Annotated in this window: 11 protein-coding genes; 6 read left to right on the top strand and 5 right to left on the bottom strand. The window is 71.1% G+C overall.

What is annotated here, in order from left to right; translation table 11 throughout:
- Positions 1-10: 10 nt before the first annotated feature.
- Both AB0B85_RS22530 and AB0B85_RS22525 read right to left on the bottom strand, forming a co-directional pair.
- Positions 11-2,542, bottom strand: coding sequence for an ABC transporter permease (locus AB0B85_RS22530; protein ID WP_357410306.1), 2,532 nt, complete (start codon positions 2,540-2,542; stop codon positions 11-13).
- Positions 2,539-3,297, bottom strand: coding sequence for an ABC transporter ATP-binding protein (locus AB0B85_RS22525; RefSeq protein WP_357410304.1), 759 nt, complete (start codon positions 3,295-3,297; stop codon positions 2,539-2,541). The genes AB0B85_RS22530 and AB0B85_RS22525 overlap by 4 nt, the downstream gene beginning before the upstream one ends.
- A 147-nt stretch (positions 3,298-3,444) precedes the next feature.
- On the opposite strand from AB0B85_RS22525, the gene AB0B85_RS22520 reads away from it, so the two are divergent.
- The 4 genes from AB0B85_RS22520 (at position 3,445) to sthA (ending at position 8,266) form a co-directional block, all read left to right on the top strand.
- Complete coding sequence (locus tag AB0B85_RS22520; RefSeq protein ID WP_357410302.1) at positions 3,445-4,647, top strand: histidine kinase; 1,203 nt, start codon at positions 3,445-3,447, stop codon at positions 4,645-4,647.
- Positions 4,644-5,282 (top strand): response regulator transcription factor, encoded by a 639-nt coding sequence (locus AB0B85_RS22515; RefSeq protein WP_357410300.1) that lies wholly within the window; start codon positions 4,644-4,646, stop codon positions 5,280-5,282. The genes AB0B85_RS22520 and AB0B85_RS22515 overlap by 4 nt, the downstream gene beginning before the upstream one ends.
- A 525-nt stretch (positions 5,283-5,807) precedes the next feature.
- On the top strand, positions 5,808-6,809 hold the full coding sequence (locus AB0B85_RS22510; RefSeq protein ID WP_357410298.1) for a cellulose binding domain-containing protein: 1,002 nt from the start codon (positions 5,808-5,810) through the stop codon (positions 6,807-6,809).
- 53 nt (positions 6,810-6,862) lie between these two features.
- Positions 6,863-8,266 (top strand): Si-specific NAD(P)(+) transhydrogenase, encoded by a 1,404-nt coding sequence (gene sthA / locus AB0B85_RS22505; protein WP_357410296.1) that lies wholly within the window; start codon positions 6,863-6,865, stop codon positions 8,264-8,266.
- Here sthA and AB0B85_RS22500 read toward each other — a convergent pair.
- The gene (locus AB0B85_RS22500; protein ID WP_357410294.1) at positions 8,263-8,700 is read right to left on the bottom strand and encodes a MerR family transcriptional regulator; all 438 of its coding nucleotides are present in this window, start codon (positions 8,698-8,700) and stop codon (positions 8,263-8,265) included. The genes sthA and AB0B85_RS22500 overlap by 4 nt on opposite strands.
- Here AB0B85_RS22500 and AB0B85_RS22495 point away from each other — a divergent pair.
- On the top strand, positions 8,699-9,394 hold the full coding sequence (locus AB0B85_RS22495) for a methyltransferase domain-containing protein (protein ID WP_357410292.1): 696 nt from the start codon (positions 8,699-8,701) through the stop codon (positions 9,392-9,394). The two genes, AB0B85_RS22500 and AB0B85_RS22495, sit on opposite strands and share 2 nt — an antisense overlap.
- A 101-nt stretch (positions 9,395-9,495) precedes the next feature.
- The gene (locus AB0B85_RS22490; RefSeq protein WP_357410290.1) at positions 9,496-9,939 is read left to right on the top strand and encodes a hypothetical protein; all 444 of its coding nucleotides are present in this window, start codon (positions 9,496-9,498) and stop codon (positions 9,937-9,939) included.
- Between the two features lie 55 nt (positions 9,940-9,994).
- Here AB0B85_RS22490 and AB0B85_RS22485 read toward each other — a convergent pair whose 3' ends face one another.
- Positions 9,995-11,317 carry an endo-1,4-beta-xylanase gene (locus AB0B85_RS22485; RefSeq protein ID WP_357410360.1) on the bottom strand — a complete coding sequence of 441 codons (1,323 nt, stop codon included), beginning with the start codon at positions 11,315-11,317 and terminating at the stop codon, positions 9,995-9,997.
- Between the two features lie 115 nt (positions 11,318-11,432).
- Complete coding sequence (locus AB0B85_RS22480) at positions 11,433-12,803, bottom strand: PHB depolymerase family esterase (RefSeq protein ID WP_357410288.1); 1,371 nt, start codon at positions 12,801-12,803, stop codon at positions 11,433-11,435.
- Positions 12,804-12,992 lie beyond the last annotated feature (189 nt).

Below are 12,992 nucleotides of genomic sequence, written 5' to 3'. Positions count from 1 at the left end.
GTGGTGGTGGTCAGCCGTCGGCTCCCAGGGCCACCACCGGGCTGACCCGCGACGCCCGGCGGGCCGGCAGCACTCCGGCCAACGCGGTAAGCCCGACCAGTGTCACGAAGAGCCCGACCAGCGGCAGCGCGGGCACTGTCAGCGGCGCGTCGACCCCGAGGGTCTGGACCGCCAACCAGCCGTACGGGACGCCGATCAGCAGGCCGATCGTCGCGCCGATCAGCCCGTAGAGGCCGGACTCGACCGTCAGCATGGTGCGCAGTCCGGTCCGGGACAGGCCGATCGCCCGCAGCAACCCGGACTCGCGGATCCGCTCCACAACGGACAGCGCGGTGGTGGAACCCACGCCGACGACAGCGATCAGCACGGTCAACCCCACCAGACCGACACCGATCCAGACCAGGGTGCGCACCAGCGCGTCGTTGCGGTCCCGTTCGTCGGCGAGCACCGTGAGGCCCACCCCGTCGTCGCCCCCGATCGCCTGCCGCAGCGCCCGCACACCGGCGGTGCGACCGTCCTCGCCGGCAGCTGCCGCGTCGGCAAGCAGACCGGTGTACGCAGCCGGCGCGCCGAGCCGGTCGAGGTCACCCCGGTCGGCAAGGATGCCGGCGTGCAGCGGGCCGTCACCGGGCAGCACCGCGGCCACCCGCACGTCGACGGTGCGCCCGCCCCGGGCGAGCGTGACAGTGTCTCCGGCCCGCAGACCGGCGTCCCGGGCGACCCAGCTGTTGAGCACGATCCGTCCCGGGCCACGATCGGCCAGCGACCCCTGGGCCACGTCCAGGTCCCCGGTGCTCGGCAACGCCGCCAGATCCAGGTCGTTCGTCGGGTAGCCGGACTCGACGTCCCCGAGCCGGTCCGAGCCGCGCAGCAGCGTGACGTCGTCGAGCCGCCGGTACGGCACCAGCCGGACCAGCGCCGCGCGCTCCGCCTCGGCCCGGGCCACGACAGCCGCCGGCAGCGTCCCTCCGTTGCTGCTGACCTCGAAGTCGGTAGGCGCGGACAACGCCATCTCGCGGTCGGCGAGGACCTGCAACGACGCACCGCCGATGATCACCCCGGAGATCAGGGTCACGCCGAGCGCGACGACGACGGAGACCGCCGCCGCCCGGCGCGGCGCCCCACCGATCCCGCCGACCGCCATCCGCCCGAGTGGTCCGAGCTGACGCAGCGGCCACCCCACGACGGCCAGAACCGGCCGCACCAGCAGCGGCCCGAGCGCCACCAGCGCGAAGAACGCCAACCCGCCCGACGCGACAAGCAGGAGCAGCGGGAGGAGCGGGTCGTAGGTCGACTGCTCCGGCTCCGGCAGCTGACTGAACGTTCCCAGCGCCGCCAGCACCGCACCGACGGCCAGGACCAGCCCGGACACCAGGCGCGGCACACCGATGCCACGCCGACCCGCTGTGGTGCTCGCCGCGCGCAGCGCCTCCAGCGGGGAGACCCGGGCGGCCGAGAACGCCGGCGACAGCACGGCCAGCACGGTGACCACCATCGCGCCGAGCACCACCGAGACCGCCGTCGCCAGTGGCAGGCCCGGCGAGGAGACCGCCATGCCGGACGCGCGCAGGGCCGCCGGCAACGCGTACCCGACGGCGAGCGCGCCGGCCACCCCGACGACGCCCGCGACCAGCCCGGTCAGGGCTCCCTCGGCGGTCAACGCCCCGATGAGCGTGCCCCTGTTCGCACCGACCGCCCGCAGCAACGCGAGCTGCCGCATCCGCTGGGCGAAGACGATGCGGAAGGTCGAGGTGACCACCAGCGCCGCCGCGACGACAGCGATCGACACGAAGACGCCGACCAGGATGAAGAGCTTCCCGACCTCCTCGGCCGCCGCGTCGGCCTCCGCCTCGCGCACCTGCGCGCCGGTCCGGATCGGCTGTCCCGGCGCCACCGCCGTCACCCGTTGGCGGACGGTGTCGGTCGAGGTGCCGGGGACCACGCGCACGTCGACCCGCTCGACCGCCGTCAGGCGCGCCCAGGCGATCACGGCGCTCTCCGGGGCGTACGCGTCGTAGCCGGCGTCGGCGGCGGCGTCGACGATGCCGGTCACGGTGAGGCCCGCGGGTGCGGTGAGTTCACCGCCGGTGCCGGTGGTCGTGGTGCCGACCGAGAGCCCGAGCCGCTCGGCGGTCCTCGGGGTGACAGCGATCTCGCCGGGCTGCTCCGGGTAACCGCCCTCGAGCACCCGGATCCTGCTCAGCGGTCCGGTGCCCGGCTCGGCCTGCAGGTTGAGGTAGCCGTCGCCGATCGCGATCCCGGTCGACACCCGGGCCACCGCCTCGGCGACACCGGGCACCGCCCGGATCCGCCGCACGTCCTGCATGGTGGGTGACGGCACGTCGGTGCTGCCGACCACCAGGTCGGTGACGGCAGGGGTGCCGCTGAGGTTGTCCCGCACGGTCCGTTCGGTGATCTGCTGCACCAGCACGGTGCCGAAGACGACGAACGACGCGACAAGGATCGCCAGGCCGGTCAGGATCAGCCGGCCGGGCCGCCGGGCGGCGGCACTCGTCTGGGTACGCAGCACTGTCGCTCTCATCCGCGGGCCGCCAGGTCCCGCAGCGCGTCGGTCACCGACACCTGGTCCGGCTTGTCGATCTCCCCGGCGATCCGCCCGTCGGCGAGCAGCACCACCCGGTCGGCGTACGCGGCGGCGATCGGGTCGTGGGTGACCATGACGACGGTCTGGCCGAGCCCGCGTACCGAGTCGCGCAGGATGGTGAGCACCTCCGCGCCGGAGCGGGAGTCGAGGTTGCCGGTCGGCTCGTCGGCGAAGACCACCTCGGGCCGTGCCACCAGGGCCCGGGCCAGCGCGACCCGCTGCTGCTGGCCGCCGGACAGTTCGCTGGGCCGGTGACCCAGCCGCTGGGTTAGTCCCAACTCGTCGACCAGGCGGGCCAGCAGGTCGGCGTCGGGTTGCCGGCCGCTCAGATCCAGCGGCAGCGTGATGTTCTGCGCGGCGGTGAGCTGCGGCAGCAGGTTGAAGGACTGGAAGACGAACCCGATCCGCTCCCGGCGGACCCGGGTCAGCGTCCGGTCCGACTGGCCGGTCAGCTCGGTTCCGCCGAGCAGGACCCGGCCGGAGGTGGCGGTGTCGAGACCGGCGAGGCAGTGCATGAGCGTCGACTTGCCGGAGCCGGACGAACCCATGATCGCGGTGAACTCGGCCCGACCGAAGCCGACCGAGACGCCGTCCAGGGCACGCACAGCGGTGTCGCCGCTGCCGTACACCTTCACCAGGTCGACAGCGGCGACCGCGGCGTGGCTGGTCTCCGGCGGAGCGTGGGTTGTCATGTGTTCCTCCAGGGCTGCGATGTGACCTCCGGAAGCCTGGCCGCCGTCGATGGGTGGGCGCATCGGCCCGGGGCCGGGTATCGCCGTCGCCGGGTCTACCTTTTGGCCGATCCGCCACCTCCGTCCGGTTGGCTACGCTGGGTCACCATGAGCGCGCCGGATCTTCGACGTCTGTGGGTACGCCTGGCCCAGGCGGCCGGGCTGGCGGCCTTCGGCCTGCTCGCGCTCTTCGACTTCACGGCCAGCACGGCGGACGACCGCGGCGTCGCCGCTCTCCTGCTGCTGCTGGTGCCGATGGGGTTGGCCGTGGCGACGGTGCCCCTCTGGCTGCCGGTGCACCGGCCGGGCTCGCAGCGGCTGCCGGTGGCCGCGCTGGCCCTCGCCGCCGCCTCACTGGCCGTGACCGCAGGCGTGGTGCTCCTCTCCGGAGGCGACGGCATCATGCTCGCCCGCACCTGGGGGCTCGCCGAGTCGGCCGGGCTGATCGGTGTGGTCTTCGTGGTGAGCCGCTGGGGCGCCCCCCGGCTCGCCCCGTGGGCGGCGATCGCCGCCGGGCTCGCCGTCGCCGCGATGCCACTGCGCGTCGGCACCGAGAACCTGCTGGTGATCTTCGGCCTGCTCCAGGTGCTCGGCGCGGCGGGCGCCGCCGGGGTGGGGCTCTACCTGCGGATCATCGCCGCCGGTCGGGAGCGGGCCATCGCGCTGGTGCGGGCCGAGCAGCGCGCCGAGTTCGCCCGGGACCTGCACGACTTCATCGCCCACCACGTCACCGGCATCGTGGTGCAGGCGCAGGGCGCCCGGTTCGTCGCCGAACAGGACCCGCAGCGGGTGATCGTCGCCCTGGAGCAGATCGAACGGGCCGGTGCGGAGACGATGGCCTCGATGCGGCGGATGGTGGGCATCCTGCGTAACCCGGACACACCGCCGGATGCCCCCCTGGCCCCACTGGCCGGGGTGACCGAGTTGGCGCCACTGCTGACCGGGTTCAACGGCACTGCGAACGCGCCGGCCAGACTGCACGTCGACGGCGACCTGAACGGACTCCCGGTCGAGGTGTCGACGTCGGCGTACCGGGTCGTGATGGAGGGGCTTACCAACACCCGTCAGCACGCGCCGGACGCCCGATCCGTGGACGTGGCAGTGCGTCGTACCCCGGACTGGCTGTTGGTCCGGGTCGCCGACGACGGTGCCACCGCGCGCACCGCGCCGGCCCGGGGGCACGGGTTCGGCCTGATCGGCCTCACCGAACGGGTCCGCGCCCTCGGCGGCACGATCACCGCCGGACCGGGCGTTGCCGGTGGGTGGGTGCTCGATGCGGCGTTCCCGCTGCGCACGGCGGTGGGGCGATGATCCGGGTGTTGATCGCCGACGACCAGGCGATGGTCCGGACCGGCTTCGGCATGATCATCGGGGCGCAGCCGGACATGGAGGTGGTCGGTGAGGCCGCCGACGGCGTCGTCGCCGTGGAGTTGGCCCGGCGGCTGCGCCCGGACGTGGTGCTGCTGGACATCCGGATGCCCCGCCTCGACGGGCTGGAAGCACTGCGGCTGATCGCCGGGCCGGGTGTCGCCGACCCGATCCGGGTGGTCGTGGTGACGACCTTCGACCTCGACGAGTACGTGCACACCGCGCTCGCCAACGGCGCCTGCGGTTTCCTGCTCAAGGACTCCGGCCCGACGCTGCTGGTGGAGGCGGTCCGCGCGGCAGTGTCAGGTGACGCGCTGATCAGCCCGTCCATCACGGTACGGCTGTTGGAGCACCTCAGCACGCCCGCCCCGGCGCGCGGCGACACCGGGCTGTCACCACGGGAACTCGACGTCGTGAAGCTCGTCGCCCGGGGCCTCACCAACGCCGAGATCGCCGCCGGGCTCTTCATCGCCGTCGGCACGGTCAAAACCCACCTGGCCAGCGTGCAGATGAAGCTCAATGCCCGCAATCGGGTGGAGATCGCCGCGTGGGCCTGGGAACGCCGCCTCGTCGGTTAGGGGTCGGGCCGACGGGCGCGCGGTGGCCCGGACAGGGGCGCCATCTCCGGCGCGGGGCGCTGGGCGGTGAGGGCTGAGGGCTGGGCGGTGAGGGCTGGGGCGAAGGTTGGACGCGTTGCCTTTGGAGCTGATGCCGTAAACGAATCAGTCATTCCGGCTGACGGTCGCTCACCGGACGTCAGGGCCACGGCGAAATCGTGCGGCACTGATCTCGCCCCGCACCGATCTCGCCCCGCACCGATCTCGCCCCGCACTGATGCCGCGCCGCCACTGATGCCGCGCCCCGCAGTTGCCACGTCGCCCAGCTGTCGTGACGCAGTGCTGTCGTATGCGATTCAGCTCCAAAGGCAACGACCAGCACCCTGCCCCCGGGGGCCGGGCCAACTCGTTGCGTCGCGGGCGACTTCCGCATCCATGGGATCACCTACCGACCGACGATGCCATAAGATAGACAGCCATTGATTACTAACAGCTGCGGGCAGCCGAGGGCGAGGGTTTGTCGTGCGTGATCGTCCAGTCAGAGGAATGTGGTCCAGAGCCGCCGCGCTGATCGCGTGCGCACTGACGGCGACTCTGGTCGCCACCGGCGCGACCCCGGCGCAGGCCGCCGCGCCGGACACCGAGCGTCCGACCGCCCCCGGCCCGATCACTGTCGTCGCCGTCGACACCACCTGGATCGAGCTGACATGGGCGGCCTCGACCGACAATGTGGGGGTGGTGCGCTACCCGGTCGGCGCGCAGTTCGAGGATTTCGGCGCCCAGTATTCGACAGACACCAACAGCATCCGGATCGAGGGCCTGCGCCCCTCACGCACGTACACCTTCTCGGTGTGGGCCCTGGACGCGGCCGGCAACAGTTCGGTGTCCAACCCGACGCTGCGGCTGACCATGCCACCGGGGGACGACCAGCCGCCGGGCGCGCCGGGGCAACCGGTGGCGTACGACGTCGCCGCCACGCAGGTCTGGCTGCGCTGGGCGCACTCGGTGGAGAACGTCGTGCTCGACAGGTACGAGGTGTTCCGGGTCGACGCTGGCGGCGCTCTCACGCTGATCCGCGACGTGTCCCAGTACCCGCCCCGAAACAGCACCCAGATCAGCGGGTTGACGCCGAACACCACGTACACCTTCGTGGTGCGGGCCCGCGACGAGGCCGGCCACCTGTCCCCCCTGTCCGCGCCGGTCACCGTGACCACCCTGCCCCCGCCGCCGAGTTGCGCGGTCCGGTCCACGGTGCGGCAGTGGTCGGACGGTTTCGCGGCGACCCTCGTCGTCGAGAACACCGGCACCACCGCGGTCGACGGGTGGACGATGACCTGGCGGTTCTGGGCCAGTCAGCAGGTCCGCGGCATCTGGGGCGCGACTGTCGTCGATCGCCCCAACAACGGCTACCTCCGGGTGCGCAACACCGCCCGGAACGCACTGGTTCCGCCGGGCGGCAGCGTGTCGCTGGGGCTCGTCGCCACCGGCACACAACTGCCGCAGGAGGTCACGCTCAACGGCGGCCTCTGCGTGGTGGCAGACGAATAACGCTCGACTCCGGGGTCTGGCGCCAGCCACGACATCTTGCGACGCTAGCGGTTGTGAATGACTACGACCTGTTGGTGCTGGGCTCCGGACCCAGCGGTCAGAAGGCCGCGATCGCAGCCGCCAAGCTCGGCAGGCGGGTCGGCATCGTGGACCGCCGCGACATGATCGGCGGGGTGTGCATCAACACCGGCACGGTCCCCTCCAAGACGCTGCGGGAGGCGGTTCTCTATCTGACCGGGCTGAGCCAGCGGGACCTCTACGGCAGCAGCTACCGGGTCAAGGAAGAGATCACGGTCAGCGATCTCGCGGCCCGGACCCAGCACGTGATCACCCGGCAGACCGACGTCATCCGCAACCAACTGGCCCGCAACCGGGTCGCGATGATCACCGGCACCGGCCGATTCGCGGACGCGCACTCGATCTGGGTCGACAGCGGCTCCGGCCGGGAGTCGAAGGTGACCTTCGACAAGGCCATCATCGCGGCGGGCACCCGCCCGGCCCGCCCGGACAGCGTCGACTTCGACGACCGGACGATCGTGGACTCCGACGGCGTCATCAACCTGCAGGCCGTGCCGCGCAGCATGGTCGTGGTCGGTGCCGGCGTGATCGGCATGGAGTACGCCTCGATGTTCGCGGCGCTGGGCACCAAGGTCACTGTGGTGGAGCGCCGCGACCGGATGCTCGAGTTCTGCGACGAGGAGGTCATCGAGTCGCTCAAGTATCACCTGCGCGACCTGTCGGTGGCGTTCCGCTTCGGCGAGGAGGTCGCCGCCGTGGAGAAGCACCAGACCGCCGCGTTGTGCATCCTCAAGAGCGGCAAGAAGATCGCCGCGGACACCGTGATGTACTCGGCCGGCCGCCAGGGTCAGACCGACGATCTGGACCTGGCAGCCGCCGGGTTGGAGGCCGATCGGCGCGGCCGGATCAAGGTGGACGTCAACTACCAGACCTCGGTGGAGAACATCTACGCGGTGGGCGACGTGATCGGCTTTCCCGCGCTCGCGTCCACCTCGATGGAGCAGGGTCGGCTGGCGGCACAGCACGCCTGCGGCGAACCGATCCGGGAGATGCACGGCCTGCAACCGATCGGCATCTACACCATCCCGGAGATCAGCTTCGTGGGGCAGACCGAGGCACAGCTCACCGACACCTCGACTCCCTTCGAGGTCGGCATCGCGCGTTATCGGGAGCTGGCCCGGGGCCAGATCGTCGGTGACTCGTACGGCATGCTCAAGCTGCTGGTCTCCCCCGAGGACGGCCGGCTGCTCGGGGTGCACGTGTTCGGTACCGCCGCGACCGAGATCGTCCACATCGGGCAGGCGGTGATGGGTTGCGGTGGCACCATCGACTACCTGATCGACACGGTGTTCAACTACCCGACGCTTGCCGAGGCGTACAAGGTGGCCGCCCTGGACGCGTCCAACAAGATCCGCAACATCACCCGCATCGACGGCTAGCCGCCGGCGCCGACCTCGACCAACTCGACCAGCCGAACGCGGTAGTTCGGGCAGGTCGAGATCTCCTCGTGTGAGCAGTTCAGCCCGGCCTCAAGCAGGTCGAGCGCCGACCGCAGCGCCGTCATCCTGGCCTGCAGCACGTCGTGGTTGCGACGCAGCACGTCCTTGCGTGCGGCCGGATCGGCCGCCACGAGGAACGCCCGGATGTCCGGCAGCGACAGACCTGCCTGCTTCGCGCGCAGGATCGAGGCCACCCGGAACAGGTCGTCGCGCGTGTAGCGACGACGACCGCCGGTGACCCGCGCGGGGCAGAGCAGGCCCACCGATTCCCAGTGCCGCAGTACGTGTGCCGGCAGACCGAAGTGGTCGGCCACCTCGCCGATCGTCATCGGGTTTGACTTCATGTCGACATTAAGTCCGACGATGGCGGGCATGTCCAGTCTTCTCGCTGTCCTCGATGCCATCGAGAGTGAACCCTCGGCCGTCGACCTGCGCGCACGTTCCTACGAGGTGCTCGGCGACCTCACCGGCCGAACCGTCGTCGACGTCGGCTGTGGCAGTGGTCGCGCTGTCGCCGAGTTGGCCGAGCGTGGAGCCCACGCGGTCGGCGTCGACCTCGACCCCGAGATGATCGCCGTGGCCCGGGAGCGGTGGCCCGCCGGTGAGTTCCACGTCGGCGACGCCACCGCACTGCCGCTCGAGACCGGATCGGCCACCTACTACCGGGCGGACAAGGTGTTGCACGTCCTCGACGACCCGGCGCGAGCCGTGGCCGAGGCCCGGCGGGTGCTCACACCCGGCGGCCGAGCCGTACTGCTCGGCCAGGACTGGGACCTGATCGCCATCGACTCGGACGAGCCCGAGACCACCCGTCGGCTGGTCCACGCGAAGGCGGACTCGCTCCCGTCGCCGCGCGTTGCCCGCAGGTATCGCAACCTGCTGCTCGACGCCGGCTTCACCGACCCGACCATCGAGGTGCACACCGCCGTGTTCACCGACGACACCGCGCTCGCCGTGGTGCGACGCCTCACCGACGAGGAGCGGTGGCTCGCCGAGCAGGCCGAGCGCGCCCGGACGAACCGGAGCCTCGTCGTCGTGCCGATGTTCCTCGTCGCCGCCCGGGCCTGACACCGAACGCGGGTCCGAACTCGACGGCCTGCTCCACCACCGATGTCGGTGCGGCCCGCTACGGTGCCGGCACTGTTCACACAACGAGGAATGAGGCAGCGGTGGGCGCATCCGGGTGGAAGTACTTCGTCGCGTACCAGCCAGATCTGGACGCGGCCTTGGACGCCCTGCGGGACGAGGTCTTCGCCGAGGGACGGTACTGGTGGGCCCGGGGTGAGATCCCCAGCTCGGCGAGCGACTATCCGAACCGTCCCGCCACCATGAAGGAGCTGTTCGACGACGAGTCGGTGCAGGAGTCGGGCACCCACTCCATCCTCGACGTCTACCGCGTCCTGGACGAGGGCGAAACACCCGAGTTCGGCACCGTCGAGCCGGTGAGTGCCGCTGAGGCGCTGCGCCACGCCGGCACCGAGCGGCTCACCCGTGAGCACGTCGACGCGATCGAAGGGCTGGCCGCGCAGGGGTGGTTCGGCCGCTGCGCGGTCCTGCACGACGCCCAGGGCGAGCCGGAGGAGATCTACTTCTGGGGCTACTCCGGCGACTGACCTCTCCCGTGGGCCGGTGCGGGGGCGGTACCACCCCCGCACCGGCCGATGGGTTCTAGCCTGCCGAGCAGGTGGGGCTGAGGCTGCCGGCGTCGCCGGTGCCCTGGAAGCCGAACTCGGTGGACTGCCCTGCGCCGACCTGGCCGTTGTAGGACACGTTCCGCCAGGTCGTCGTGCCGGTGTTACCACTGCGGTCGGCGCTCCACGCGTTGGTGACCGTCGCGCCCGATGGCAGCGCGATCGTCACCGTCCAGCCGTTGAGGGCCGATGAGCCGGCCGACACCCGGACGTTCGCCACGAAGCCACCCGTCCACTGGTTCACCGTCACCGTCGCGGTGCAGTCACCCTGGCCCGGCGGCGGGGTGGTCGGCGGTGGGGTGGTGGGCGGTGGGGTGGTGGGCGGCGGGGTCGTGGGCGGCGGGGTGGTCGGCGGCGGAGTGCCGTTGTTCAGTGCGGCCAGCACCGCGTCGTACGCCGCCTTCTTGGACCCGTCGTTGTTGAACAGCAACGGCGTCTGCGAGGACCGCCACGAGTCACTGTCGCGGATGCCCCACACCGTGATCCCGTTGCACCGGGCCACCGCCAGACAGTCCTCGACGACGCTGCGGTAGGTGTTCGCCGGCGCGCCCTGGATGTCCAGCTCGGTGATCTGCACATCCACCCCCAACGCCGCGAAACTCGACAGCGTGGTGCGGTAGTTGCTCGCGTACGGCGAGTCGCTGTTGAAGTGCGACTGGAAGCCCACGCAGTCGATCGGCACCCCACGGGACTTGAAGTCCCGCACCATGTTGTAGACGCCCTGGGTCTTGGCCCAGGTCCAGTTGTCGATGTTGTAGTCGTTGTAGCAGAGCTTCGCGTCCGGGTCCGCGGCATCCGCCGCCCGGAACGCCGCCTCGATCCAGTCATTGCCGGTGCGCTGCAGGTTCGAGTCGCGCCGCCCGCCGGAGTTGCCGTCGGCGAACGCCTCGTTCACCACGTCCCAGGAATAGATCTGCCCCCGGAAGTGCGTCGCCACCTGCGTCACGTGATTCAACATCGCCTGCCGCAGCGCGCTGCCGCTCATGCCCTGCATCCAACTGGGCTGCTGGCCGTGCCAGGCCAGGGTGTGCCCTCGTACCTGCATCCCGCGACTGCGGGCGTAGTTGACGATCTGCTCCCCCGCGCTGTAGCTGAACCGGCCCTGCTGCGGCTCGGTAGCGTCGATCTTCATCTCGTTCTCGGCCGTCACCATGTTGAACTCACGGTTCAAGATCGTGGTGTACGCGCTGTCCGAGAGCTTGAATCCGGCTACCGCCGTACCGAAGTAGCGACCCTTCTCGGCGGCGGACGCGCCCAGGGTGGTCCCGGCGGACGCGGGTGCGGTAGCGAACAGCGCCATGCCGGCGGCGAGAGCACCCGCGCCGGTCAGCGCGATCACGGCTCTCGACGCCGCCTTCCATCTCGTGTTTCTCATCGTGCGACTCCTTGTGCGTGGTGGGGGGTGGTGGGGAAGCTCAGGACACCGCGCAGGCCGCGCCGTTCAGGGTGAACGACGAGGGTGTGCCGGTGCCGCCGCCGTGCGTGGCCTGGAAGCCGATCTCGACCGACGCGTTCGGGGCGATGGCGGCGTTGTAGGAGACGTTGCGGGCGGTCACCGCACCGCTCGTCGGGGAGTACTGCGCGTTCCAGCCGTTGGTGATGGTCTGCCCGCTGGGCAGCGTGAAGGCAAGCGCCCACCCGTTCACGGCGGCCGTGCCGGTGTTGGTGATGATCACGCTCGCGGTGAGCCCGTTGTTCCAGGCGTTGACCGTGTAGCCGACCCGGCACGCGCCCGCGCTCGGCGGCGGCGTGGTCGGCGGCGGGGTCGTGGGCGGCGGGGTGGTCGGGGGCGGCGTGGTCGGGGGCGGAGTCGTGGGCGGTGGGGTGGTCGGGGGCGGGGTCGTCGGGGGTGGGGTCGTGGGCGGCGCGGTGCCGTCGAGGCCGAAGAAGCGGATCACCTGGGCCGCGTCAACGGGGATGTTGTGCGTGACGCCCTGCATGCTGATCGCCTCGACCGGGGCCATCGGGCCGCTGCTGCCGTACCGGGTGCGGGTGTATCCCGACTGCGGGGAGTCGGTGTACGTCGGGGTCTGGCTCAGACCGTGCACGTTGGTCCACTGCTTGACCTGCTCACCGAAGTTCGGATAGCGCAGGGTGTCGTCGCTCGTGCCGTGCCAGATCTGCATGCGCGGACGTTTGCCGGTGTAACCGGGGTACGCCCCGCGGACCAGGTCCCCCCACTGCTGGGCGGTCTTGATGGACTGCCCGTTGGCGCACTCGCTGTTCCACTCGGAGGTGCCCCCGGTGGCGAAGCAGGCGAACGGCACCCCGGCGAAGGACGCGCCCGCCGCGAACACGTCCGGGTAGTCACCGAGCATGACGTTGGTCATCATCGCGCCCGACGAGGTGCCGGTGGCGAAGACGCGGTCCGGGTCGGCGGAGTACCGCTGCTTGACGTAGTCGACCATCGACATCAGCCCGACCGGGTCGCTGCCGCCGCCCCGGCGCAGGGCCTGCGGTGAGGCCACGTCCCAGCACTTGCTGCTGCGGGTCACCGACGGGTAGATGACGATGAAGCCGTACCGGTCGGCGAGTTGGGCGTACTGCGTGCCGGAGTAGAAGGCGGGACCCGTGCCGGTGCAGTAGTGCAGGGCGAGCAGGATGCCCGGTCGGGAGGCCACCCGGTCCGGGACGTACAGGTGCATCTGGAGGTTCGTGGGGTTGGTGCCGAAGCCGGTCACCTGGGTCAGCGTCGCCGCCGACGCCGGGGTGGCGAAGGTCAGCGCGGCGGCGGCCAGCGTCAGGGCCGCCATGGCGGCGCCGAGCAGCCTTGTCTTGAATGTCATCGATCGCGATCCCTCGGAAGATAGGCGCGTGGAAGGGGACTGAAGTCGAGGACTGCCCTTCGCCCGACCCTGACCGCGGCTCGCGTGACCACGTCAGCTTTAATCGAGCACACTCGATTGTCAAGACTTCCGGAAACCTTTCGGCGCAACGGATTCCGGGCCCACCTGCGCAACCGGGGAGGCCGGCGA

Source organism: Micromonospora sp. NPDC049044, assembly GCF_040649215.1.
Classification (GTDB): domain Bacteria; phylum Actinomycetota; class Actinomycetes; order Mycobacteriales; family Micromonosporaceae; genus Micromonospora.
The sequence above is the reverse complement of the archived record's forward strand: the minus strand, read 5'-3'. Positions and strand labels throughout refer to the sequence as shown.